Annotated in this window: 21 protein-coding genes and 1 pseudogene; 4 read left to right on the top strand and 18 right to left on the bottom strand. The window is 70.8% G+C overall.

All coding sequences use genetic code 11. The features are described from left to right. Positions 1 to 9: 9 nt before the first annotated feature. The 5 genes and pseudogenes from tatC to AN218_RS03905 all read right to left on the bottom strand — a co-directional run bounded on the left by tatC (position 10) and on the right by AN218_RS03905 (position 4,914). Positions 10 to 1,055, bottom strand: a pseudogene (gene tatC / locus AN218_RS03925) (twin-arginine translocase subunit TatC). Between the two features lie 77 nt (positions 1,056 to 1,132). Next, positions 1,133 to 1,423 (bottom strand): Sec-independent protein translocase subunit TatA, encoded by a 291-nt coding sequence (gene tatA, locus AN218_RS03920; protein WP_070015210.1) that lies wholly within the window; start codon positions 1,421 to 1,423, stop codon positions 1,133 to 1,135. Positions 1,424 to 2,100: 677 nt separating this feature from the next. After that, positions 2,101 to 3,132, bottom strand: coding sequence for an ABC transporter substrate-binding protein (locus tag AN218_RS03915; RefSeq protein WP_070015209.1), 1,032 nt, complete (start codon positions 3,130 to 3,132; stop codon positions 2,101 to 2,103). Positions 3,133 to 3,233: 101 nt separating this feature from the next. Continuing rightward, positions 3,234 to 4,109 carry an ABC transporter permease gene (locus AN218_RS03910; RefSeq protein ID WP_070015208.1) on the bottom strand — a complete coding sequence of 292 codons (876 nt, stop codon included), beginning with the start codon at positions 4,107 to 4,109 and terminating at the stop codon, positions 3,234 to 3,236. Beyond that, a complete protein-coding gene (locus tag AN218_RS03905; protein ID WP_070015207.1) occupies positions 4,099 to 4,914 on the bottom strand; it encodes an ABC transporter ATP-binding protein in 816 nt (271 codons plus the stop codon). Before AN218_RS03905 ends, AN218_RS03910 begins: the two co-directional genes overlap by 11 nt. A gap of 225 nt (positions 4,915 to 5,139) precedes the next feature. On the opposite strand from AN218_RS03905, the gene AN218_RS03900 reads away from it, so the two are divergent. The 4 genes from AN218_RS03900 (at position 5,140) to AN218_RS03885 (ending at position 9,846) form a co-directional block, all read left to right on the top strand. Continuing rightward, a complete protein-coding gene (locus AN218_RS03900; protein WP_070015206.1) occupies positions 5,140 to 6,831 on the top strand; it encodes a sensor histidine kinase in 1,692 nt (563 codons plus the stop codon). A gap of 2 nt (positions 6,832 to 6,833) precedes the next feature. Continuing rightward, entirely contained in the window at positions 6,834 to 7,538 is a 705-nt protein-coding gene (locus AN218_RS03895; RefSeq protein WP_070015205.1) for a response regulator, read from the top strand. A gap of 344 nt (positions 7,539 to 7,882) precedes the next feature. After that, on the top strand, positions 7,883 to 9,193 hold the full coding sequence (locus AN218_RS03890; protein ID WP_070015204.1) for a sensor histidine kinase: 1,311 nt from the start codon (positions 7,883 to 7,885) through the stop codon (positions 9,191 to 9,193). Then, a complete protein-coding gene (locus AN218_RS03885) occupies positions 9,190 to 9,846 on the top strand; it encodes a response regulator (protein ID WP_070015203.1) in 657 nt (218 codons plus the stop codon). Before AN218_RS03890 ends, AN218_RS03885 begins: the two co-directional genes overlap by 4 nt. 136 nt (positions 9,847 to 9,982) lie before the next feature. On the opposite strand, the gene AN218_RS03880 is transcribed toward AN218_RS03885, so the two are convergent. The 13 genes from AN218_RS03880 to AN218_RS03820 all read right to left on the bottom strand — a co-directional run bounded on the left by AN218_RS03880 (position 9,983) and on the right by AN218_RS03820 (position 24,152). Then, the gene (locus tag AN218_RS03880) at positions 9,983 to 10,798 is read right to left on the bottom strand and encodes a hypothetical protein (RefSeq protein ID WP_070015202.1); all 816 of its coding nucleotides are present in this window, start codon (positions 10,796 to 10,798) and stop codon (positions 9,983 to 9,985) included. 153 nt (positions 10,799 to 10,951) lie between these two features. Further along, positions 10,952 to 11,887 carry an ABC transporter ATP-binding protein gene (locus tag AN218_RS03875; protein ID WP_070015201.1) on the bottom strand — a complete coding sequence of 312 codons (936 nt, stop codon included), beginning with the start codon at positions 11,885 to 11,887 and terminating at the stop codon, positions 10,952 to 10,954. 264 nt (positions 11,888 to 12,151) lie between these two features. Continuing rightward, the gene (locus tag AN218_RS03870; protein WP_070015224.1) at positions 12,152 to 12,883 is read right to left on the bottom strand and encodes a maleate cis-trans isomerase family protein; all 732 of its coding nucleotides are present in this window, start codon (positions 12,881 to 12,883) and stop codon (positions 12,152 to 12,154) included. Between the two features lie 231 nt (positions 12,884 to 13,114). Beyond that, on the bottom strand, positions 13,115 to 13,597 hold the full coding sequence (locus AN218_RS03865; protein WP_070015200.1) for a MarR family winged helix-turn-helix transcriptional regulator: 483 nt from the start codon (positions 13,595 to 13,597) through the stop codon (positions 13,115 to 13,117). Positions 13,598 to 13,656: 59 nt separating this feature from the next. Then, positions 13,657 to 14,517: an alpha/beta fold hydrolase gene (locus AN218_RS03860; protein WP_070015199.1), complete on the bottom strand. Its 861-nt coding sequence runs from the start codon at positions 14,515 to 14,517 to the stop codon at positions 13,657 to 13,659. Between the two features lie 55 nt (positions 14,518 to 14,572). Next, positions 14,573 to 15,319 carry an isochorismatase family protein gene (locus AN218_RS03855; protein WP_079131794.1) on the bottom strand — a complete coding sequence of 249 codons (747 nt, stop codon included), beginning with the start codon at positions 15,317 to 15,319 and terminating at the stop codon, positions 14,573 to 14,575. Beyond that, positions 15,316 to 16,083, bottom strand: coding sequence for an SRPBCC family protein (locus AN218_RS03850; RefSeq protein WP_070015198.1), 768 nt, complete (start codon positions 16,081 to 16,083; stop codon positions 15,316 to 15,318). The genes AN218_RS03855 and AN218_RS03850 overlap by 4 nt, the downstream gene beginning before the upstream one ends. Continuing rightward, a complete protein-coding gene (locus AN218_RS03845; protein WP_079131793.1) occupies positions 16,056 to 16,679 on the bottom strand; it encodes a (2Fe-2S)-binding protein in 624 nt (207 codons plus the stop codon). Before AN218_RS03845 ends, AN218_RS03850 begins: the two co-directional genes overlap by 28 nt. Beyond that, entirely contained in the window at positions 16,676 to 19,189 is a 2,514-nt protein-coding gene (locus tag AN218_RS03840; protein ID WP_244900247.1) for a xanthine dehydrogenase family protein molybdopterin-binding subunit, read from the bottom strand. Before AN218_RS03840 ends, AN218_RS03845 begins: the two co-directional genes overlap by 4 nt. Next, a complete protein-coding gene (locus AN218_RS03835) occupies positions 19,186 to 20,109 on the bottom strand; it encodes an FAD binding domain-containing protein (protein WP_070015197.1) in 924 nt (307 codons plus the stop codon). The genes AN218_RS03840 and AN218_RS03835 overlap by 4 nt, the downstream gene beginning before the upstream one ends. A 144-nt stretch (positions 20,110 to 20,253) precedes the next feature. Then, positions 20,254 to 21,675 (bottom strand): MFS transporter, encoded by a 1,422-nt coding sequence (locus tag AN218_RS03830; protein WP_070015196.1) that lies wholly within the window; start codon positions 21,673 to 21,675, stop codon positions 20,254 to 20,256. 113 nt (positions 21,676 to 21,788) lie between these two features. Then, positions 21,789 to 23,057 carry an FAD-dependent monooxygenase gene (locus AN218_RS03825; RefSeq protein ID WP_070015195.1) on the bottom strand — a complete coding sequence of 423 codons (1,269 nt, stop codon included), beginning with the start codon at positions 23,055 to 23,057 and terminating at the stop codon, positions 21,789 to 21,791. 63 nt (positions 23,058 to 23,120) lie between these two features. Further along, positions 23,121 to 24,152, bottom strand: coding sequence for a 2,5-dihydroxypyridine 5,6-dioxygenase NicX family protein (locus tag AN218_RS03820; RefSeq protein WP_070015194.1), 1,032 nt, complete (start codon positions 24,150 to 24,152; stop codon positions 23,121 to 23,123). Between the last annotated feature and the right edge of the window lie 493 nt (positions 24,153 to 24,645).

Below are 24,645 nucleotides of genomic sequence, written 5' to 3'. Positions count from 1 at the left end.
CCTACCCGCTCAGGTCGCGTCGTCGTAACCGTCCTGACCGTTCCGTCCCTGCGGGCCGTTTCCGCCGCCGCCGGTTCCGCTGCCGCCGGTCCCGTTGCCGTTCGTTCCGCCGGACTCGCCGTCGGGCAGGGTGCGCTGCGCGGGGACGCCGTCGGCCTCGTCGAGGGAGTCGGGCCCCTCGATCTGCGACGCCTCGTCGTCCTCCAGCCCCGCGTAGGGGTCGCTACGGGTACGGCGCCGGTCGTTGAAGAGACAGATCGCCACCGCGCCGAAGTAGAGCAGAATGATCGGCGCCGCCAGAGCCCCCATCGTGAGCGGGTCACCGGTANGGCCCCCATCGTGAGGGGATCACCGGTGGGAGTGGCCACCGCGGAGAAGATCGTGATGCACAGCACCATCACCCGCCACCAGCCCAGCAGCCGGCGCCCCGACAGAATGCCCGTGAAGTTCAACATCACCAGCAGCAGCGGCAGTTCGAAAGCGAGCCCGAAAACGATCACGAGCCGGGTGACGATATCGAGGAAATCATCCAGCGGAATCAGGTTCCCCGTGCCGTCCGGAGTGAAGTCCAGCAGCGTCTTGGCCGCCGCCGGCAGCAGCAGATACGCGAGATAAGCCCCGCCGAGAAAGAGAGGAGCGCCGGCACCGACGAAGGCACGCGCGTACTTCTTCTCATGCTTGTGCAGACCGGGAGCGAGGAACCCCCAGAGCTGGTGCAGCCAGACCGGCGACGCGATGACCACACCGGCCGTCAACGCGACCTTCAGCATGATCGTGAAGGGAGCGATCAGACCGTTGATGGTGATCTCGGCACACGTCTCCCCGTCCTTCGCCGCACGCCCGAACCCCTGGGTGCAGCCGACGGACTCACGCACGGGATCGGTGAGGAAGTCGGCGATCGGCTTGTAGTAGATCATCGCCACCACGGTGACGACGAGGACCGCCAGCACCGCCTTCAGCAGCCGGTTGCGCAGCTCCCGCAAGTGATCCGCGAGCGGCATCCGCCCCTCGGGATCCTTCTCCCTTTTGCCCTGTCTACGGGCCGACTTGAGCAACCCAGGTCCTCGGTGTCTGAAGTATCGGAAAGACCGGTCCCGCCGTACCGGTCGGGTACGGCCCCTTCACCCGCCGCTCAGGACGGGTTCTGCTGCTTCTGCTCGGCCGGCTCGGAGACGGGCCGCGAACTGGCGACGTCACCGGGAGCCGCCTGGATCGTCTTCGCAGCCGCCTGCTGGGAATCCGCGGAAGCGCCGCCCTCGCCCTCGTCACCGCCGTCCTTCTTCATCTGCTTGGCCTCGCTCTTGAGAATGCGGGCAGACTTGCCCAGCGAACGCGCCATGTCCGGAAGCTTCTTGGCACCGAACAGCAGCAGGATGACCAGGACGATCAGAACGATCTCAAGGGGCTTCAGATTGCCGATCATGTGCCACTACCTTCTCGCCGGGGCCGGCGTGTGTCCTTGCCTGCCGTATGAATCAGACGGGCTGCGTCACGCCGGCACCGGGACCCCATCGGTGAGGTGCGGCCCGACTCTTGACGACTCGTGACTTGCGCAACCTCTAAACTATCAGGATGGCAACGGATGGCGCGATGGGATGGGAGACCGCCGTGCTCGACGGCGGTCCTGCGGACGGGCTGCGGATACGAGTGAGCGGCCGACCGCGGGTGATTCAAGTGGTCCACCGCTGTGAAACGGAGAGCGCACCGACGGGTCTGCGCGTGGAAGCCCTGCATATCTACCGCCGCGATCTCCGTCTGGGAGGCGAGGTGTTGACGTACGGCTTTGACCCGGTGAGTCCCTGACGACCGAAGTTCCCCGGGCGGCGGGGCGCAACAGTTGGGGATGTGGATCGCCCTGGCACAGGAACTGGCGCAGGGACGCCGCAAGCTCACCGCGGAAGACCGCAGGCGGCCCTGCGCATCTTCCGGGAAGGGCCGTCCTCACCTGCGGACCACGGCACCATGTCGGCGCTGTTCCGGGGGATGCGGCACTGCCGCGCTCCGCCGGGCGGGCAGGCGTGCGGTCACGTGGTGCACGGGAGGGCGCCGGCCCTCCCGTTTCATCCCGCGCGTTTCATCCCGCTGCGCCGCATCGCGCCGTCACTTCGCCTTGTCGACGAACTCGCTGGTGTAGGTCTTCTCCAAATCCACGCTGGTGTTCTTCAGGTTGGGGTTGAACGCCTTCATGACGCGCTCGACGGTTGCCGGACCGTCGCTCGGCATGACGCCGTCCTCGGTGAACATGGGCAGAGTGTTCTTGATCGACTTCGCGTAGAGCTCCTTCCCGCCCTGCGCGTAGTCGGCGGGCATCTTCGCCGCGATCTCCTCGGGCGAGTGGGTGGAGATCCACTTGAGCGTCTTCACGAAGGCGTTGGCCAGCTTCTGCACCTGCTGCTTGTGGCTGTCCGCCCAGTCCGTCCTCATGTAGAGGCTGGAGGAGGGGTACAGGCCGCCCAGGGCCTTCTTCGAGCCCGCGGGCGTACGCATGTCGGTGAGGACCGTGCCGAGCTTCTTGTCCAGGATCTGGCTGACCGTCGGCTCGGTCGTCATGCCGCCCTGGATCGAACCCTTCTGCAGGGCCGAGATGAAGGTCTGGCCCGCGCCGACCGCGACCGGCGTGAACTGATTGACCTGAACCCCGTTGTGGACCGCGAGGTACTTGGTGAGGAAGTCGGTCGACGACCCGAGGCCGGTCACGCCGAGCTTCTTGCCCTTGAAGTCCTTGGGAGAGTCGATGCCGCCCCCCTTCTTGGAGACGACCTCGACCTCGCCGGGCGCTTGCGCGAACTGGACCACGGACTCCACCTGCTTGCCCTTGGCCTGCAGGTCGAGCGTGTGGTCGTAGAAGCCGACGGCGCCCTGCACGTCGCCGGAGACGAGCGAGGTGGTGGCCTGCACGCCGGCGGGCTCCGTCAGCAGTTGCACGTCGACTCCCTCGTCCTTGAAGTAGCCCAGCCTCTGGGTGAGCATCGCCGGCAGGTAGATGACCTTGTCGAGACCGCCGACCATGATCTTGATCTTGCCGTTGTCGCCGTCGGAGGCCGAGTCGGAGGAGCCGCCACAGGCGGTGAGCGTGGTGAGGGACAGAGCCGCGGCGATCGCCACGGCCGGGATCTTGACATGGCTGCGCATGATTGACGTCCTTGTGAAGAGGAGTTACGGGAAGACCCAGAGGGCGGGTGTCGGGGGGTGACCTGCTGTCGGCGCGGCGAGCCGGCGAGGTGATGTGCCGGTCAGGTGCCGCTGCCGGAATCGACGGGCCGCCAGCGGAAGAGCTTCTTCTCCAGGAAGGCCAGTGCCCCCTCGGCGAGCAGAGCCACGACGGCGAGGATCACCATGGCCGCGTACACGCCGGCGGCGTTGAACGTGCCTTGCGAGGCCGAGACCAGCAGGCCGATTCCCTTCGTCGCGCCGATGTACTCGCCGACGATCGCGCCGATCAGCGCGAAGCCGAAGCTGACGTGGAGGCTGGTGAAGATCCACGATGTGGCGGAGGGGATGACGACCTGGAGGGTGACCTGACGGTCGCTCGCGCCGAGGATCCGGGAGTTGGCGACCAGGTTGCGGTCGACCTCCCGTGCGCCCTGGAAGGCGTTGAAGAAGACCGGGAAGAAGACCAGGACGACCGCCGATGCGATCTTCGAGGCGGGTCCGAGCCCGAACCAGATGAGGAAGACGGGAGCGAGGACGATGCGCGGCAGGGCGTTGAGCACCTTGACGTAGGGGCCGAGCACGTCGGAGAGGAAACGGATCCGTCCGAGCGTGATGCCCAGCACCACGCCGCCGAAGACTCCGATGATCCAGCCCAGCAGCGCCTCGTAGAGCGTGTACCAGATCTGTTCCCAGAGCGAGCCCTGCGGAGTGCCGTTCAGGGCCCAGTTGCTTATCTGGGTCCAGATCTTGGACGGCATCGAGAAGTTGAACGGATCGATGACTGCGGTCCTGGCGAGCCACTCCCACAGTCCGAGCAGCCCGACGAGCAGCAGGACCCGGGTCGCGTAGACCAGGAGCTGCTTGTTGCGTGCGGCCTGCGCCCTGGCCCGTGTGCGGCTGGTGTCCGAACCGGACTTGTCCCGGGCGGCGGGAGCGGTGGCGGTCTCAGGCGACATCGGAGGCTCCCCTCTCGCGGGTGATGCGGACCTCTTCGCCGAGCGAGGACCAGATCTCCCGGTAGATCTCCACGAACCGCGACTCCAGCCGCACGGACTCGACTTTGCGGGGCCGCGGCAGGTCGATCTCGAAGATCTCCTTCACGGTCGCAGGGCCGGCGGTCATGACCACGACCTTGTCGGCGAGCGCGATCGACTCCTCCAGGTCGTGGGTGACGAAGACCACCGAGGCGCCCGTACCCGACCACAGCTCCAGCAGTTCGTCCGACATCAGCGCACGGGTCTGCACGTCGAGTGCCGAGAACGGCTCGTCCATGAGCAGGAGTTCGGGATCGTTGACGAGGGTCGTCGCAAGGGCGACGCGCTTGAGCTGACCTCCCGAGAGCTGGTGCGGATAGCGGTCCTCGAAAGACGCCAGCCCGACCCGGGCGAGCCATTCACGGGCCCGCTCCTTCGCCTCGGCCTTCGCGACGCCGCGGAAGCGGGGGCCCGCCATCACGTTCGACAGCACGGTGCGCCAGGGGAAGACCGCGTCACGCTGGAAGACGAAGCCGATCTTCTCGCCGACACCGTCGACGGGTTCACCGGCCACCCGTACGTCGCCCTCGGTGGGCTCTTCCAGCCCGCTGACCAGGGTGAGCGTCGTGGACTTGCCACATCCGGTCGGCCCGACCACCGCGACGAACTCGCCGCGCTCGACGGTCAGATCCAAGTCCCGTACCGCGGTATGCAGCGCTCCGGACGGCGTACGGAACACTTTGCTCGTTCCCCGCAACTCGATGGCGGGGCTCATCTGACTGCTCATGGGCCGGGAGGCTAGAAGCGCCCGACGTCACGGCGGCAGTCTTGTGGGCGCAACCGTCCCTTCTGCGCGCAAACCGCGTTCTGCTCGTTCTGCTCACGCTGCGACGACAAGTGAGCTACGAGGGCTGGGCAGCTACTTCCTGGGCCCTTTACGTTGCGTGCACGACGACGTAACAAAAGGGGTCGTCCGCCACGGTGCGGAGGACCGCGAGACAGGGGTGATCTCATGCGCATCGGCTGGCCCCGGCGCGTTTCCGCCCAGGTTTTGCTCGTACAGCTAGCCATCAACACGGGAGTCGTCGTACTCGCCACCGGGCTCTTTCTCGCCCCGCTCAGCTCCGAGATCGACGACCAGGCGATGAGCCGTGCGCTCTCCATCGCCCAGGCCACAGCCGCCGATCCGGACATCGCCCGGCAGCGGGTCGAGACCCGGCCGAGCACGACGGGGCCTGTGCAGAGGCAGGCCGAGCGGATAAACCGGGCCACCGGAGCGCTGTACGTCGTGGTGCTGGACACCCGCGGCGTGCGCTGGTCGCACCCCAACCCCGCTGAGATCGGCAGGCACGTCTCCACAGACCCGGGCGTCGCCCTCTCCGGGAAGGAGATCCGGCAGATCGACACCGGCACGCTGGGCCGCTCGGCACGTGCCAAAGTGCCGCTACGGGACGGCCACGGGAAGATCGTCGGCGCGGTCTCGGTCGGCATCGCCTACGAAAGCGTCCGGGAACGACTGCTCGGCGACGTCCCCGGGCTGCTGCTGACGGCGGGTGCGGCCCTCGCCGTGGGGGTGCTGGCCGCGGTCGGCGTCTCGCGCAGACTGCGCCGGCGTACGCACGGAGTCGCCTTCGCCGACATCTCCGCGTTGCTCGACGAGCGGGAGGCGATGCTGCACGGCATCCGCGAGGGTGTCGTGGCGCTCGACGGGCACGGCCGGATCCGGCTGGTCAACGATGAGGCGGGCCGGCTGCTGGGGCTGGACGCGGACGCCACCGGCCGCGACCTGAACGAGGTACTGCCCCCGGGCCGTACCCTCGACGTCCTGGCTGGACGCGTCGACGGGGCCGACCTGCTGACCGTCACCGGCAGCCGGGTCCTGCTCGCCAACCGCGTGACGACAAGAGACGGCGGAGCCGTCGTAACGCTCCGCGACCGTACGGAACTCGAGCTGCTCGGCCGTGAACTGGACAGCACACACGGGCTCCTCGACGCGCTGCGCGCACAGGACCACGAACAGGCCAACCGGCTGCACACCCTGCTCGGCCTGCTCGAACTCGGCCTGTACGAACAGGCCATGGAGTTCGTCGCCGAAATAACCGACGCCGACCGGGCGTCCGCGGAGGAGGTCGCCGAACGGGTACGGGATCCGCTGCTGGCGGCGCTGCTCGTGGGCAAGACGGCCATCGCCGCGGAGCGAGGCGTGGCGCTGCGCGTCTCGGCCTCGACACTGCTGACCGACCCGGTGGTCGATCCTCGCGACCTGGTGACCGTGCTGGGCAACCTCATCGACAACGCGGTGGACGCCGCAGCCGAGGGAGCGCAGCCTGCCCGGCACCACGCCTCCGAACCCTGCGTGGAGGTCGACCTGCGTGCCGAACAGGACACCGCCGTGCTGCGTGTGTCGGACACCGGGCCCGGCGTGCCGCCCGAGATGCGGGAGCAGATCTTCGCCGAGGGCTGGTCCACCAAGCAGGACGGCCGCGGCCCGAGCGGCCGGGGTATCGGGCTGGCCCTGGTGCGGCGGCTCGCCGAACGGCACGGCGGGATGGCCCGGGTCACCGCCCGCGCCGGCGGTGGCGCCGTCTTCACAGTCGTACTGCCCGAGGCGCTCGCACCGGGTGGGGATCACGGGGACGACGGCGCGGCCGACGCCGGAACCGGCACCTCCGGCGAACAGCTCACCGCCGCGGGGGGAGAGTGACGATGATCGACGTGCTCGTCGTGGACGACGACTTCCGCGTCGCCGAGATCAACGCGGCGTACGTGACCCAGGTGCCGGGCTTCCGGGTCACCGCCCGCGCCCACACCGCCGCCCAGGCCCTGGTCGCCCTGGAGAGCAGACACATCGACCTCGTCCTGCTCGACCACTACCTGCCCGACGAGTCGGGTGTGACGCTCGTGGCCCGGATGCGGCAACTCGGCCACCACGCCGACGTGATCATGGTGACGGCGGCCCGTGACGTCGCCACGCTTCAGTCCGCCATGCGGCACGGAGCGCTGCAGTACCTCGTCAAACCGTTCAGCTTCGCCGGGCTGCGCGCGAAGCTCGACGGCTACGCGACGCTGCGCCGCACCCTCGAGGGCGTCGGCCCCCACGGCGAGGCCGGTCAGAACCAAGTGGACCGGATCTTCAGCGCGTTCAAGACCGCCAACGACCCCCACTCCGAGCTTCCCAAGGGCCACTCCGCTCCGACCGTCGACCTCATCCGCCGCGTGCTGGAGGAGTCGGCATACCCCGTCTCCGCCCACGAGGTCGCCGAGCACACCGGTATCAGCCGCTCCACGGCACAGCGTTACCTGAAACATCTCGAACGCGCGGGACGCATCACTCTCACCCTCAAGTACGGCGACACGGGACGCCCCGAACACCGCTACACCTGGGCGGCCGGTACGGGAAGAGGGGATTGAGGACGAACCGTCCGACTGCCGATCGAGGAAGACGCACAACCGGCCGATGCGAAGGGGACCCGGCCAAGGGGCAGGGCGAAGCTCGAAGACCGGCTGTACACCGAGGACGACATCGAACGTGCCCTGCTCGTGGTAGTGCCGTGCCGGACTCCGTACCGGGCCGGCTGGAGGCACCGCCCGAAGTGCGTGTCCGGCGTGGGGAGTTGCTCCCGTGCGCGCAGCCGCCCCAGCGGGACGCGTAATCTGCGGACCCGTGTACGGAGCGCCGCGCTGCCCGAGCGCCGGTGACCGTCCGTACGCGCATCCCACGGGGGACACGGGCACGGGAGAGAAGGAAGGGCGCCATGAGCCTTCGTACGGCTGCGTCGGCGGAGCGGGACACTTCCGCGCCCGCCTCGGCGACGGGCCCGTCCGCCGGGGAGGAGACCGGCCCGGAGCCGGAGGGCCGTGCGCGACCGTGGCCGGGGATGCCGGTGCGTACGTTCTGGGCGCGCACGTTCTGGTGGGAGAGCCGCCGGAGCATGCTCTTCGACGTCCTGGTCGCGCTGGCGTTCACGACGGCGGCGGCGACCCTGGTGTCACTCAACGGGAAGCATCCCTTCGGCGTGACGGCGCCGGTCTTCTACACGGTCCTGCTCCTGTCGTCGCCGGCGATGATCTGGCGGCGCCGGGTGCCCGCGTCGCTCTGTGCGGTCGCGATCCTGGCCACGCCCGTGCTGATCAACGCCTCGCCGCTGCCCGTCTATCTGTACTCGGTGGCCAAGTACGGCCGCGGCCGCCGCTCGACGGCGGTCCTCACCGCGGCCGCGGCACTGGTGACGGCGGGCACGGAGTTCTTCTCGGGCGGGAATCTGTTCGCCGTCCTGCCCCTCGTCCTCGTGGGCGTGGCCGGGCCCGTTCTGCTCGGCCTCTACGCGAGAGCGCGCCGCACCCTGCTGGAGAACCTCCAGGAGAAGACCGGGAGGCTCGAACGCGAGCGGTCGCTGCTGCGCCGTCAGACGAGGATGGAGGAGAGGAACCGGATCGCACGCGAGATGCACGACGTGGTGGCGCACCGGGTCAGCCTGATGGTGATCCACTCCGGGGCCCTGCAAGTCGCCCCGACGAGCAGCCCCGAAGCCGTACGGACCTCCGAACTCATCGGTGAGATCGGCCGGCAGGCACTCGACGAACTGCACCAAGTCCTCGGTGTGCTGCGGCTGGAGGAGCCCGAGGAGAGCGCACCGCGCACGCCGAATCCGACGCTGGAGGATCTGTCCGGGCTGGTCGAGCAGTCGCGGGCGACCGGCATGACGGTCGAACTGACGCAGTCCGGCGACCGCCCGGCCCTCGGCGGCGCCGCGGAACGGACGCTGTACCGGCTGATCCAGGAGGCGCTGACGAACGTGCACAAGCACGCGGGCGCTCCCGTCACCCGGGTCCGGCTGCGGTACGAGGCCGAGGCCGTCCATGTGACGGTCGAGAACGAACCGCCCGCCGCGGTCGCGGCCGACTCCCTGCCCGGCGGGGGCAGCGGTCTGCTGGGGCTGCGCGAGCGAGTCGTCGTGCTGGGCGGGGAGTTCGAGGCGGGACCGCGCCCGGACGGCGGCTTCCGGGTGTCGGCCGTCGTACCCGTCCAGGCCGTCGTGCCGCCGCCGAGGAAAGAGGCTCCATGAGTGTGCGTGTGCTGCTCGCCGACGACGAGGCTCTGGTCAGATCCGGGTTGAGCATGATCCTCCAGGCGGACCCGGCCATCAACGTGGTGGCCGAGGCGGGCGACGGCGCCCAGGCCGTGGAACTCGCCCGCGTCCACAAGCCGGACCTCGTGCTCATGGACGTTCGGATGCCCGTCATGGACGGTCTGGCGGCCACCGAGGAGATCGGCCGGCTGCCCGATCCGCCGAAGGTCGTGGTGCTCACCACCTTCGACGTGGACGAGTACGTGCATGCCGCGCTCCAGGCCGGAGCCATGGGGTTTCTGCTCAAGAACACCCCGCCGCACGAACTCGCCCGCGCCGTACGCACCGTCCACGACGGCGACGCCATGCTCGCCCCGTCGGTGACCCGTCGCCTGATCTCCGAGTTCTCCGCACGCGACAACTCGAGGGCGGTGCAGGCCCGGACGCGCATCGAGGCCCTCACACCGCGCGAACGCGACGTTCTCCGTCTGGTCGGCGAGGGGCTGTCCAACGGGGAGATCGGCACCCGGCTCCATATGAGCCAGTCCACGGTGAAGTCCCACGTCACCCGGCTTCTCACCAAGCTCGGCTGCGTCAACCGCGTCCAGATCGCGATCGTGGCGCACGACGCGGGACTGCCGGAGGGGTAGCCCGGGGCCGGCGGAGCGCGCGGCCCGGACCGTACGGGCGCCGGCGGGGTGGCGGCCGGGCCCGCGGCGGTCCGGGCGGAGTTCGCTGCGGTCCGGGCGGAGTTCGCGCCCGCGGGCCCGCGGTGTCCGCCGTCTGTCAGGCGTCCCGTACGCGCAGCAGATACGCCGCCCCCGCCAGCATGGCGCCCGACCACGCGCACAGGACGCCGAAGCCGGCCCACGGAGAGAGTCCGCCCAGCATCGGACCGACCTGTGTGATGGCCATGCCGGCGTTGGGAGGCGTGGTGCCCGCGGGCAGGAACCGCTCCATGGGCGCGAGCGATGCGGTGGTGGCCACCAGGTTCGGCACCACGAACGTGAACGCCAGCATCACGACGATGCCGCCGGCCGTGTTCCGTACGAGAGCGCCCACCGCGAGCGAGAGGACCGCCAGCCCGGCCAGGTAGAGACCGGGGCCCGGAACGGCGCGGAGCACCGAAGGGTGCAGGACGGGTCCGGAGACCTCGGGCGTGGTGAGGTAGACCAGGGCGAAGGCCGCGACGCTCAGCACCGCGCCCGCGGCGAGGGCGAGCAGGGCCACGACGAGTGCCTTGGCGGCGAGCCACCGCTCACGCCACGGCACGGCCGCCAGCGAGGTGTGGATCAGCCCCGTTCCGTACTCGCTCCCGACGGCCGTGATCGCGAGGACGATCACGGCGATCTGCCCCGGCATGAAGCCGAAATGGCTGACGCTGACCACCCAGGCGATCCCGGGGGTGTTCGGCGGCGCGTCCTTCGCGGCGATCAGTCCGGCGGTCCCGAGGACCGCGGCCGTGAGGCAGAGCAGACACCACAACGTGGTGCGTACGGTGCGGAGTTTGATCCACTCCGAACGGACCAGGTCGGTGAAGCTCGGTCCCGGGGTTTCGGAGGAGTAGCGGGTACGTGCGGCGACGGATGCCGGAACGGACATGGCGATACCGATCTGTGTCGAGGGTCGTGTGGTGAGGGGTGAGGCCGGAACTCGGCCGCCGGCGACGGGAGTCGGCGGCGGGCCCGCGGAAGTCGACGGCGAGCGCCGGGTGTTGAGGGCGGGCGCCCGGGAATCGGCGACGGATGCCGGGCGTCAGGCCGGCTCCGGGGACCCGGAGCGGTACTCCACGCTGTGACCGGTGAGTTCCATGAACGCCTCCTCCAACGAGGAGCGGTGCTGCGTGAGTTCGTGCAGCTCGGCGCCGCACTCCCCCGCGATGCGGGAGATCTGCGCGCAGTCCATTCCGCTGACGAGCAGCGTCCGTTGGGCGTCGGAGGTGACCGCCGCGCCTTCCGTCTCCAGCCGGACACGGAGCTGGGCGGCCTGCGGGGAGCTGACCCGCACCGCGCTGCGCGAGCTGCTCGCGATGAACTCGTGTACGTCGGTGTCGGCGATCAGTCTGCCGCCGCCGATCACCACCACGTGATCCGCCGTCAGCTCCATCTCGCTCATCAGATGGCTGGAGACGAAGACCGTACGGTCTTCGGCGGCAAGGCCCTTCATCAGCCGGCGGACCCAGCGGACCCCTTCGGGGTCGAGGCCGTTGACCGGTTCGTCGAAGAGCAGCACGCCGGGGTCGCCGAGCAGCGCGCCGGCGATGCTCAGCCGCTGGCTCATCCCGAGCGAGAAGCCTCCGGCCCGCCGACGGGCCACACGTGCCAGGCCCGTGATGTCCAGGACCTCGGTCACCCGCCTCCGCCCGATCCGGTTGCTCGCCGCCAGCGCCAGCAGATGGTCGTACGCGGTACGGCCGGGATGCACGGCACCGGGCCCGAGCGCGGCGCCCACCTCGCGTACGGGATGCCGCAGTTCGGCGAGGCGCCTGCCATGGACCAGGGCGCTGCCGGAGTCGGGCCGGTCGAGGCCGAGCAACATCCGCATCGTCGTGGACTTGCCCGCTCCGTTGGGTCCCAGGAATCCGGTCACCCGTCCCGCCTCCACCGCGAACGACAGATCGTCCACGGCGGACGTCTTCCCGTACCTCTTGGTCAGGCCCTTGGCCTCCAGTGTCACCGTGCCCACGTCCATGCTCCTTCGGCAGATCCCCGACGGGGCCGCCGGGTTGTGATCACCGTAGGAACGGACGTGCGGTGGCCGCGTCGCCCGCAGGCACGGACCGGGCAGGGCCCGTGGTACCCGGTCTGCGCCCGCACCGTGGGACCTTCGGGCGAGCGGCCGTCCACCGCTCGTCGGACCCGGGGTGCGCTCGCGGGGTTCACCGGCTACGGGCGGACCCCTCGTCTCCCCCGCCCACAGCCGTCAACTGCCCACCCGCGCCCCGGAGATACCCCCTCAGTGCCCGCCGTCCAGCAGGCTGCCCGCGTCCGGGACCGACGGCTTGAGGCCGAGCTCGGTCAGGATGCGGTGCGCCGTGGCGGTGGCCGCGGAGAGGACGGGGAGGCCCGAGGCGTCCTCGACGTGCTGGATCGCCGGGAGCGAGGGCATCTGGACGCAGGCGGAGAGCACGATCGCCTCGGCGCCCGTGAGGTCGAGCCGCTTCCAGTGCTCGCGCAGGTCTGCCGGGTTCAGCCGGGCCACGGCCAGGTTGTCGGCCACTTCGAGGCTGAGGGAGTCGACGACGTCGACGCCCGCGTCCTGGATGTAGTTCACGACGGTCTCGGTGAGCGGCTTCATGTACGGGGTGATGACGGCGACCCGCCGCGCGCCCAGCGCCTCGATGCCGCTGAGCAGCGCGCCGGCGCTGGAGACGACGGGGACCTGTGCGTCCTGGGCGCGCAGGACGGCCGTGATCTCGTCCTCCGCGGTGCAGTGGTAGCCGGGGCCCTGGGCCATGATCGCCACGAGGCAGGCGGTGGCGACGACGTCGGGCCGGGCGTCGGCGAGTTCGAGGGAGGCGCGCTCGGTCTGGGCGTTCATGCCCTTGAGCTGCTCCGGGGTGACCTTCTGCATCCGCATCCGGCTGCTGTGGAAGACGAAGCGGTCCTCGGGCGCGATCTCCTCGCGGGCGCGCAGCATGCGCGGGAGTTCGGTCTCCATCGTCAGATTGGAGCTGGGGACGATCATGCCGATGTGGTGGTCGGTCGCGTCGATCACGTCAAAGCGGTGGTCGGTCGCGTCGGTCGTGTCTGTCACGGGGGTCTCCGGTGAGGTCGGGGCGGGCGGGGGAAGCGGCGGACGAGGCGGGCTCCTCCGCACACAGAGTTAATCCGAACACGTACTATTTGGTCGCACAAGAGCCGGGGAGATTCCCTTCCCCCGGGCTCCCGGACCGCCGGGCCCCGGCCCCCGCCGAGGTCAGCCCTCCTCGGAGAGACCTTCCCAGTGGTCGGCCAGCGCCGTCAGTTCACGCAGCAGCCGTGCGCGCTCCGTGGCCGAGCCGTAGGGCTCCAGCAGTCTCTCGTCCAGGGCGCGCGCCCGGTCGTCGGCCTCCCGGAGGGCGCGCTCGCCCTCGTCGGTGAGGAAGAGGAGCTTGCGCCGTCCGTCGTCCGCCGCCGTACGGCGCACTATCAGTCCGCGCTTCTCCAGGCGCCGGGCCACGTCCGCCATGGTGGAGGTGTCCAGCGCCACCGCCGAGGCCATCGCGCTCTGGTCGCGTCCCGGTGCGGCGTTCACCGCGGTGAGGACCGCGAACTGAGGGCCCGTCAGCGTCGGATCGACGCTGCGCAGCCATGCCGCGAGATACGCCTGATAAAGGCGGCGGACCTGATATCCGGGGGCCTGGAGCAGGGCGGCGGGGGGCGCGGCCGCGCCTGGGGGCGGCGTGGTCTTGTCAGCCATGGGGCCCACTAAAGCACGGCCGTCCCACGGCTCGTTCCGCGCGTCCCGCCGCCGGGCGCTCAGTCGAGCAGGGCACGCAGCGCGTCCCGGAACGCGTCCAGTGCGGCGTCCGGACTGTCCCAGAAGAGCATGTGACCGGCATCCGGAACCGGAGTCAGCCGCGCACCAGGACGGGTGCGCTCCGCCTCGCGTACGCCGGCTTCCGTGACGACGGGACTGTCCGCGCCGTAGAGCATCTCCGTCGGGTCCGGTACCGAGGGCCACCAGTCGAAGAAGTCCTCGCTCTCGAAGCCCTGATGGGTCTGCGTGAGGGCGGCCTCGCCGCAACTGGAGAGCCAGCGCGCCCGCAACTCCTGTTCGCGGCGCGGCCAGCGGGGCCAGGAGCGGGCCACCTCGTCGGCGTCCGTGCCGCGCCGTGCCTGTTCGAGCTGGCCCAGGAACGCGGGCAGCGTCGTCGGGTACGGGTCGCGGCCCGGACCGCTCATGGGCGGGTCGACGAGCACGGTGCCGCGCAGCGCGGCCTTGGCGCGTACGGCGGTGACGGCGGCGATCCGGGCTCCCATGGAGTGCCCGGCGAGCAGCGGACGGTCCAGGGCGAGTCCGTCGATCCACGCCTCGGTGTCCTCGGCGTAGCTCTCCAGGTCGTAGGCGTCGCCGTCGTCGGAGAAGCCGCGGCCGCGGATGTCGGGGACGATCGGGCGCACCAGGTCGGTCAGCCGGCGGGCCACGAAGTCCATGGTGACGGCGGGCGAGGTGATGCCGGGGAGGAGCAGCAGGGGCACGCGGCCGTCGCCGGGGGCGCCGTAGTCGAGGGCGTGCAGCCGCAGCGCGCCGGAGCGGATCCAGCGGCCGGTGGCGGGGACGTCGGCGAGATCGGCGAGCGCGGGCTGGCTGATGACGCGGTCGGACGGGCGGGACATGCGGTTTCCTCACGTTCCGGTGGACGGTGGGCGGGCGGTGGCGTCGGGACGGCGGCTAACGGGCGGGCCCGGCGGTCGTCGGTGCGGGCGCCGCCGGGGGCCGTGGCGAGACGGGGGCACCCCCCAGCCCGGACACATACGCCAGGGCGTCGCCGAGCCCGATGACGTCCCCGTACTTGGCCTGGATGTCGAACAGCGCGGCGTCGTGCGGTCCTTGGGCGCGGTCGCCGGCGCACTCGCGCGGCACCAGGACGGGGAAGCCGGACTGGACGGCGTCCACCGCGGTCGCCCGAACACAGCCGCTCGTCGTCGCCCCGCACACGAGCACGGTGTCGCAGCCGAGACCGGTCAGCGTCGCGGCCAGGGAGGTGCCGAAGAACGCGGACGCGCCCTTCTTGACCACGAGATGGTCCTCGGGGCGCCTCGGCAGTCTCGGATCGAGGTCCACCGCCTCGCTGCCCTCGACGAGCGCGCGCATGCCCGGCGCCTTCTCCAGCCAGGTGACGGAGTTCCCCTCGGCCTCCGCCGGGGTGTAGGCGATGACCGTCCACACGACGGGGACCCCGGCGGCGCGGGCCGCGTCGGCCAACTCGGCGCTCGCGCCGACCACTTCGGTCAGATCGGCGCCGGAGGGGAAGGAGTCCTCGGTGAAGCCCCGGGTGAGGTCGACGACGACGAGCGCGGGACGCGTGCCGCGGCGCACACGGGCTCCGAACCCGGCACGCTCGTAGGTGCGGTCGGTCTCCCGGCCGTAGCGGCCCTCGTGTCCGTACGGTGCCGGGGCGGGCGTCGCGGCGCTCACCGGGCGCTCCTCGGGGTGCAGCAGTGGTGGGCCCTCTCCCGGCTCAACGCCCGTCCCAGCAGCCAGCCTTCGAAGAGGCCGAAGGCGAACGCGCCCGCGATCGGGGCGTACTTGGCGACGGCGGGCGGCACCAGCATGGACAGGCCGACGGAGTCCGCCTGGCCCGCGAAGCCCTCGGCGGTGCTCAACTGCCCTGCCGCGCCCGGGTGTCGGGCGGACGCGGCACCCGGGGCCGTCGCCGGCTGCGGGGAGAGCGCGGCGGCCGGTGCGCCCTCGGCGTCCGCCGGGAGGGCCGCCGACGGGTCCGGTGCCCCCGCGCGCTGCTGCTCCAGCAGCCCGCCGAGGTTCCGCGCGAACTGCTTGAGGATCCGGTCGGAGACCGCCGCGACGGCGCCCTTGCCGAACTGGGCGATCTTGCCGCGGATCACCAGGTCGGTGACCAGGCGCAGTTCGGCGCCGCCGGGCGCCTCGGCCACCTCCAGACCGACCTCGGCCTCGGCGTCGCCGCTGCCGTGGGTGTCCGCGCCGCGCGCCTGTACGCGCAGCCGCCGCTTCTCGGCGTCGACCTCCAGGAACCGTACGGTCCCCGCGTAGGCGGCGGTGACGGGGCCGACCTTGACCTTCACCTTCCCCGCCCAGGCGTCGCCGTCTTTGCCGTCGAGCGTGGCGCCGGGCATGCAGGAGGCGACGCGCTCGACGTCGTTGACGAGCGCGAACACCTCGTCCGGGCTCGCCGCTACCGTGACCGCGTTGTCGATCCGCATGGAACCTCCTCGCATGCCGCGCGGGGCGGCACCGTCTCACTGGTGTTCTCGTCCTGGTGCGCCGTGCCCTCCACGCGGGCGCGGAGGGCGGCGCGGCGGCGCGCCGCACAGTCGTCGATCGCCTCGACGATGGTCTGGTAGCCCGTGCAGCGGCACAGGTTGGAGGCGACGACCTCGCGGATCTCCTCCTTGGACGCCTCCGGGCGCTCGGCGAGGAACCCCTCGGCGAGCATCAGGAATCCCGGCGTGCAGAACCCGCACTGGAGGCCGTGGTGTTCGGAGAACGCCCGCTGGAGATCGCCGAGCCCGCCCCCGTCGGCCAGCGACTCGACCGTACGGATCTCGCTGCCCTCGGCCTGCGCCGCGAACATCAGACAGGCCCGTACGGGGGCGCCGTCCAGCAGTACGGTGCACGCGCCGCAGATGCCGTGCTCGCAGCCCACATGGGTGCCGGTCAGCCGCAGATCGTGCCGGAGGACGTCGACGAGGGTGCGGCGTGGTTCGGTCAGCAGCTCGTGGGCCTCGCCGTTGACGTGCAGGCTGATCAACTGCTGTTGCCTTACGGGGTGTTCGGGGGTGCTGACGTCGTCGGTCATGAGGTGTGCTCCAGTGCGGCGGCCACCGTCTGAGGTGTGACGGGGGTGTCGTCCAGTTCGACTCCGGTGGGGAGCAGCGCGTCGTTGACGGCGTTGAGCACGGCGCCGGGTGCGCCGATGGTGCCGCCCTCGCCGACTCCCTTGGCACCGGTCTCGGTGAAGGCGCAGGGGGTCTCCAGATGGTGGATGGACACCTCGGGGATCTCCAGCGCGGTGGGGACCTTGTACTCCATGAAGCTCACGGCCGAGGGCGCCCCCTGCTCGTCGTAGGTGACCTGCTCGAAGAGGGCGCCGGCGATGCCCTGCGCGATGCCTCCCCTGGTCTGTCCCTCGACGACCTTGGGGTTGATGGCCACGCCGCAGTCCTCGACGCAGACGTAGCGCAGGATCTCCACCTGCCCTGTCCCCTCGTGGAGTTCGACGACGACGCCGTGGGTGGCGTTGGAGAAGGTGCCGTCGTTCAGGACGTCGAAGGAGGCGGTGGCGGTGAGCCCCGGCTCGGTGTCCTTGGGCAGCAGATGCGACTTGAGGTAGGCGATGTCGGCCAGCTCCTCGTAGGACACGGTGCGCCCGTCGGCGGGACGGCGCACCAGCCCGGGGCCCAACTCCAGCTCGTCCGGCGGGACTTCGAGGACGGACGCGGCGATCGCTATCAGCTTCTCGCCGAGCTTGCCCGCGGCCAGCCGTACGGCGCTGCCGCCGATCGCCACGGAGCGGCTGGCGAAGGTGCCCCAGCCGTAGGTGATGCGGTCGGTGTCGCCCTGGTGGATGCGCACCTTGCCGATGTCCAGGCCGAGTTCGTCCGCGGCGATCTGCGCGAGCGTCGTCTCGTGGCTCTGGCCGTGGCTCATGGTGCCGGTGGTGACGACCAGCGCGCCGCTGGTGTCCATCCGTACCTCGGAGATGTCGAAGCCGGGCACGACCTCCATCTTGCGCTGGGCGAAGGCGGCCGAGCCGTAGCCGGTGCGCTCGCTGAAGCAGGAGTAGCCGATGCCCAGATGCCGGCCCTGCGCCGCGGCGGTCTCCTTCGCCGCGTACCAGCCCTCCTCCTTCAGCACCGACTCGCACAGGTTCAGCGACTCCAGATACGAACCCGGGTCGTACGTCACGTTGTTGACGCCGGTGTAGGGGAACTGCGTGATGAGGTTGCGGCGGCGGATCTCCGTCGGCTCCAGCTTCAGCTCCCGCGCGGCCCGTTCGAAGAGGCGCTCCATGACCATCACGTACTGCGGCCGGCTCACGCCCCGGTACGGCGCCGTGGGCGCCTTGTTGGTGGTGACCGCGCGCGCCCGCACCCGGTAGGCGGGGACCTTGTAGACGCCGGGCATCTCCGCCGAGGCCATCAGCGGCTCGATGCCCGCGGTGAACGGATAGCAGGAGTAGGCGCCCATGTCGCAGACGACGGCGGCGTCCAGGCCCAGGATGTGCCCCTCGGCGTCGAAGGCGGCGCGTACGTCGTAGTGCTGTTCGCGGGCGAGGAAGGCGGCGGTGAGCGCGTCCTTGCGGTCCTCGATCCACTTCACGGGGCGGCCCAGGCGTATCGCCGCGGCGCCCGCGGCGATCTCCTCGCGGCCCACCACGCATTTCTGGCCGAAGCCGCCTCCCATGTCGGGGACGACGACGCGCACGGCACGCTCGTCGAGTCCCAGACAGCGGGCGGCAGTCGTCCGCACCTGGTGCGGCACCTGGGTGGAGGTGCGCAGCACGAGCTGCTCCTCGCGGTGGTCCCAGCCCGCCACCACTCCCCTGGTCTCCAGGGGCAGGGCGTTCTGGCGTCCCGTCCTGGTCTCGACGTGTACGACGCACGGCGCCTCGTCGAAGGTGCCGTCGATGCCCTCGGTGGCGAACATCGAGACGTCCAGCAGGGTGTTGGCGCTCGCCTCGTCGTGCACGAGCGGCGCGTCCGGTGCGAGCGCCTGCTCCTCGGAGACGACGGGCGGCAGCGAGTCGTAGCCGACCCGGGCCGCCTCCACCCCGTCCTCGGCGGCATAGGCGTCCCGCGCGACGACGATCGCCAGCGGCTCGCCCGCGTAACGGACCTTCTCCCGCGCCAGCACGGGCATCCCGGTGGGGACGAACTCGGTGAGCGGGCGCCCCAGCCGGGCGGTGATGTCGGCGAGTGAGAGGTCCTGTGCGTCGAACGCCGCGACGACGCCCGGGACTTGGCGCACCGCCGTCAGATCGAGGGCGGTGATACGGGCGTGGGCGACGGTGCTGCGCACGAACTGCGCGTGGAGCATGCCGGGAAGGTCGATGTCATCGGTGAACTGCCCGTTGCCGCTGAGGAGTCGAGGGTCCTCGCGGCGGCCGACGGACGCGCCGATCCAGGGGCGGTCCTCGCGGGCGGGCGCGGTGTGTCCGGAGTGCTCCGGACCCGGCCGGGCGGTCTCCGCCGGCCGGTCCTCGTCCAACAGGCCCTGCGGCGCTGTCACTTCGGGCTCACGGGACTTACCGGGCTCGCCGGGCTCTCGCCGTACGGGCGTCGCGGGGCCGGGCGTCGGGCCGGTCATCGGGACATCGCCTCCTCACATGCGTGGGCCACGAGCGTGCGGATGAGCGTCCGCCGGTAGTGGGCACTGCCGTTGGCATCGCTCGGCGGGTCCACGGACTCCGCGGCGACCGCGGCGACTTGGGCGTACAGCTCCGGCCCGTACGGACCGCCCTGTACAAGCGCCTCCTCGGCCTCCGGCACCCGCACGGGCAGCGCGGCGACCCCGCCGAGCGCCACCCGCGCGGCGCGGAAGCGGCCGCCACCGCCGACGAGTTCGGGCTCGCCTTCGCGTCCGGAATCCTCGGCGCCTTCGGGACCGTCCGCCGGTTCCAGGTCGACGGCGGCCGAGACGGTCGCGAAGTCGCCCCGCCGCTCGGCGAATTCGGTGAGCGCGGCGTACGGCGCGGGCCGCGGGAAGACGACCTCGACGAGGATCTCCTCGGGCTCCAGAGCGGTCGTGTAGTAGCCGTGGAAGAACTCCGCCGCGGGGATGCGGCGTTCGCCGTCCGGGCCGCGCGCCACCAGCTCGGCGTCCAGCAGTACGGCGAGCAGACACCACTCGGCGGTGGCGTCGCCGTGCGCGAGGCTGCCGCCGACGGTGCCGCGGGTGCGGATCGGGAGGTGCCCGACCCAGCGCATGGCGTCCCGCAGCACGGCGAACCCGGCGCCGAGCACCTCGGGCGGCGCGGTCTCGACGGCGTGGTGGGTGGTGAGGGCGCCGATGTGCAGGGCGCCGCCGGCGTCCGTACGCAGCCCGTCCAGACCGGAGAGCCCGCCGATGTCGACGAGGTGAGCGGGCCTGGCCAGGCGGAAGTTCATCATCGCGACCAGGCTCTGGCCGCCGGCGATGACCTTCGCGTCGTCGCCGAGTTCGGCGAGCAGGCGTGCGGCGCCCTCGACGTCACGTGCGCGGTGGTACGTGAATGCGGCGGGCTTCATCTCTCGGTTCCTCTCCCCTCCGGGGCCGTCCCTCCGGGCTGTCGTGCCGGAGACCTCACCGGTGTGCGGCCGGCTCATGCGCTTCCGCGTACGCCGCCGCACTCCCGCGCGGCGCGGGCCCGGCACCCGCGCCGCGCAGGAGGCTCAGCCCTGCACGGGCGCCTTCGCGGCGGGCGCCGGCACGGCGGCGGCCGGCTCGGGCTCCGCCTCCTCGTCCACGTCGTCCAGGGACTTGCCCTTGGTCTCCGGGGCGCCGAACGCCATCCAGATCACCGCCAGCACCACGACGAACCCGAGCACAGTGAACGTCATCGGCAGCCCCAGCAGCGGCCACATCACCGAGCCGAAGAGCATCGGCGCGAAGCCGGTGCTGATCCGGCTGACGGAGGAGGCCCAGCCGAAGCCGCTGGCGCGCAGCGGCGTCGGGTACAGCTCGGCGACGTACGCGTAGAGCACCGGGATGGTGAGCTGGATCAGGAAGCCGAACGCACCGATCCAGATCAGCGCGGCCGTCTGCGCCTTGAGCATCGCCGCGAAGGCCACCAGCGCCGCGGTGGCCACGGGCGCGGAGAGCCCGATGAGCCACTTCCGCCCGATGACGTCGACGAGCCAGGTCGAGGTGAGGACGCCGAGGATGCCGACGCCGCTCATCAGCGTGGGGCCCATGAAGGAGGCGGTGTCGTTGTAGCCCTCCTCCTTGAGGATCGAGGGCAGCCAGGTCAGCGCCGCGTAGTAGACCAGCATGATCGTGATGAACAGCAGCCAGGACACGGACGTGATGCGGGGGTTGTACGTCCACAGCTTGCGGAACTGGTCCACGCCCGCGCGCAGTCCCTTCGGCCGGTCGGAGCCCTCGCCGGGGGCCGGCACCGGGATCTCGTACGGCTCGGCGACGGCGCCGGTACGGGCGACCAGACCGTCGATGACGCCGCGGGCCTCGGTCTCCCTGCCGACCTTGGCGAGGTAGATCGGGGACTCCGGCACGCCGCGGCGCACCCAGAACAGCAGCAGTGCGGGCAGCACCATCGTCGAGAGCATCCAGCGCCAGTTGCCGGGCAGCGGCACCATCGAGGTGGCGACCAGGCCGCACAGCGTGACGCCGACGGGCCACCACAGGTCGAGCGCGGTGAGGATCCGCCCGCGGTGCTTACGCGGTGAGAACTCGCTGACCAGGGCGTAGTCGACGGGGATACAGCCGCCGAGGCCGACGCCGGCCAGGAAGCGCAGCACCAGGAAGACCGAGTACTCGGGCGACAGCGCACCCAGCACGGAGAAGAGCGCGAAGACCAGCAGGGTCGCACTGAAGGCCTTCTTGCGGCCGATGCGGTCGGCGATGCCGCCCCACACCACGGCGCCGGTGGCCATGCCGACGAGGTTGGCGGTCGCGACGAGGCCGCTCTCACTGACGGAGAGGCCGAAGTCCTTGCTCAGCAACGGCATCAGGAAGCCGTTGAGTGCGATGTCCCATGCGTCGAAGAGGTAGCCGAGGCCACCGATGATGAAAATCCTGCCCTGAACTCCCCATTTCCATGGGAGTTCCTGAACTATCTGATCGCCTGTCTTCACGGTTCGCTCCACGTTTCGAAGAGGGGCACATGCGCGGTCGTTGTCGGCTGCCGTGGCAGCGTGCCGGTTCGCTCGCCGTCAGCGGGAACGCCACGAAGACGCGCCCGCGCGGCTCACCGGGCGAACTGGTACGAGAAAGCCCCCAGGTCGGGGTCGTTGAGCGGGGTGCCGCTCCACAGCCAGTCGTAGGAGACGTCGGACTCCCCGTCGAAGCGCTTCAGCTTCGCGTCACGCTCCCGCTGCTCCGGCCCGTCGGGGAAGTGGTAGAAGGTCTTGTTCCGCAGTGAGGCCTGCTGCACCATCCCCGCGTGCTTGGCCCGCCGGTCCACGTAGCGGCGCAGCGCCCCCTGGATGCCGTCGGCGGTGACGGACCCCAGCTCCTCGGCGAGGACGGCGGCGTCCTCCATGGCCTGTGAGGCGCCCTGTGCCTGGTAGGGAAGCATGGCATGGCAGGCGTCGCCGAGGAGCGCGACGGTACCGTCCAGCCACACGGGGTCGGGGCGCCGGTGGTAGAGGGCGAAGCAGGACACGTCCTCCTTGGCCTTGGAGAGCATCGCCGGTACGCGGTCGTCCCAGCCGGGGAAGGCGTCGGCCAACTCCTCGGCGCTGGAGGGCGCGACCCACTTCTCGGCGACCTCGTCGGTGCAGGGGACGCAGGCGACGACGTTCAGATACTCGCCGCCGCGGATCATGTAGTGGACCAGGTGCCGGCCGGGCCCGTACCAGATCGTGGACTGGAAGCGGTCGACCAGCCAGCGCGTCGCCGGGTCGGCGGCGATCAGGTCGCCGGGGATGAGGGCGCGGAAGGCCATCTCCCCGGAGAAGCGCAGGGTGTCCTCGGCGCCCATGAGGTCGCGGATCCGGGAGCGGATACCGTCTGCGCCCACCAGGACGTCGCCGGCGTACCGGCCGCCGTCCTCGGTGACGGCGACCGGCCGCGACGGGTCCCTGCGGTCCAGTTCGACGACCTTCGCATCGGTGTGGAGCCGTACGACGGGTCCGGGGCCCTCCGGGTCGGTGCACGCGTCCATGATCACGCGGTGCAGATCGGCCCGGTGGTAGTGCCAGTACGGGGCGTTGTACTGCTCCTTGCAGAACTCGCCCAGCCTGGTCAGGCCCACGACGCTGCCGTCCTTCCACCGGCGCCGCACCTGGTCCAGCGGCTCGGTGTGGATGGCTTCGAGCTGGCGGCGCAGACCGAGTCCGAGCAGCACCCGGCTCGCGTTGGGCGCCGTCTGTATCCCGGCCCCCACCTCGCCCAGCTCCGGCGCCTGTTCCAGGACGGTGACCCGGACGCCCCGGTGCCGGAGGGCGAGGGCGGCGGTCATACCGCCGAGACCGCCGCCGACGACGGTGACTTCGAAAGACTGGCTGGCCGCCAAGGCTCCTCCAAGAGATGAGCGGTGAACGAGTGGCCGCGGGGGCCGTGTTGAGAGAGCGCCGGGTCAGTCCTCGACGAGCCGTCCGTCCACCACGACGTCGGTGCCGTCGACGGAGACGGTGCAGCCGCGCATCGCGATGTCGACGTGCGCGTAGGACTCCCGGCCGAGGATCGGGTGCGGGCCCGTGGACCAGAGGAAGTTGCCGGCGAACGCGCGGGCGTCCATGCCCATCAGTTCGCTCTTGCCGTACAGGGCGGTGGCGAACCAGTCGGCGGTCTTCATCAGGCCCCAGCCCATGTGGGACAGGCTGCGTCCCCACTCGTCGTCGGCGTCCTCGAAGAAGCTGTCGAGCAGCTTGGCCTCGGCGCCGCCGGAGATCTTCTCGATGTGCCCGTCGGCGATGTTCAGCGTGACGGGCTCGCGGACGTACTCCTTGAACGGCAGCAGGATGTCGCCCTCGGCGAGCACGAGCTGCCCGTCGGAGAACTCCGGCCAGCACAGCACCATCGTGCTCGGCCAGTGGTCCCAGCGGCCCGGGTCGTCGGCGAAGCCGACCTGGAACTCCGGGTGCGAGCCCTTGAGCTGCACGGTCAGATCGGTGCCCGCGCCAGAGGTCACCCGCATCGTCTCCGAGCGCTTGAGCAGGCCGGAGCCGGCGAGGACCCGCTCCTTGTCGCTCTCCTGCGGGAGGTTGCGTACGAGCACGTCGGGGGCGTCGCAGACGAAGATGATCCGGGTGCCGGTCTTGAGGATCTCCTGCTGTACGGGGGCGTGGATGAAGCCCTCCTGGGTGAGGTCGACCACGAGGTCGGCCGACTTCAGCAGGTCCTGCGCGGCTTTGTCGTTGAGGACGGAGGTCAGCCCCGGTCCGGCGCCGGTACGGGTGCTGTCCATGGGGGCCGGGTTGCCGCCGGGCACGGTCGCCGAGATGACGTGGGCTCCCAGCGACTTCGCCGCTCCGAAGGCCGCGGCGACGTAGTCGCCCCGGCTGTCCGGCTCGGCGAGGACGACGACGTGCTCGTCCTGCTTCACCTTGCACAGCTCCAGCTCGCGCCGGAAGGCGTCGAGCAGATCGACGGACGAGAGATCGAACATGGGTGTCCCTCCAAGGAGGCTTCGCTTCAGATGTGGATCACGGACGGCGCTTCGCGGGTTGCGCGTTCCCGTCGGTGACCAGGCGTCGCTATGGGGTCACTGGGTGTACGGACAGGCTGAACACAGCCCTCCGCTTCACCTCTGACCAGCAGAGATACACGGGCTCCGGGGCCCGGTGAGAATTAATCCGAACACGTACTAACTCTGCTTGGCAAGGGTTCGGGCACGAATTGACGGCGATTTTTCGCCAGCGGAACCTGCGCGTTCCAACTCGGCCGCCGGGCAGGGGCGTTGGGACGACCGTGCAGGCCACGGGCGCGGAATCCGGCCGCCGGACGGCACCGGTACGGAGACCGGGGCGGACGGTGTGCGCAGCTCAGCGGGACGGCGGCGGGGGCGCCGGCGGTACGGCGACGGGGCGGCGGTGGGTGCGGCGCGCGCGGTGGCGAAGCGCGGTCGTCACGGGGAGGACACATGCCGGAAGCGGGGATCG

The organism is Streptomyces nanshensis (assembly GCF_001751255.1).
GTDB classification, from domain to species: Bacteria; Actinomycetota; Actinomycetes; order Streptomycetales; family Streptomycetaceae; genus Streptomyces; species Streptomyces nanshensis_A.
This window is presented reverse-complemented; position numbering and strand designations above follow the sequence as displayed.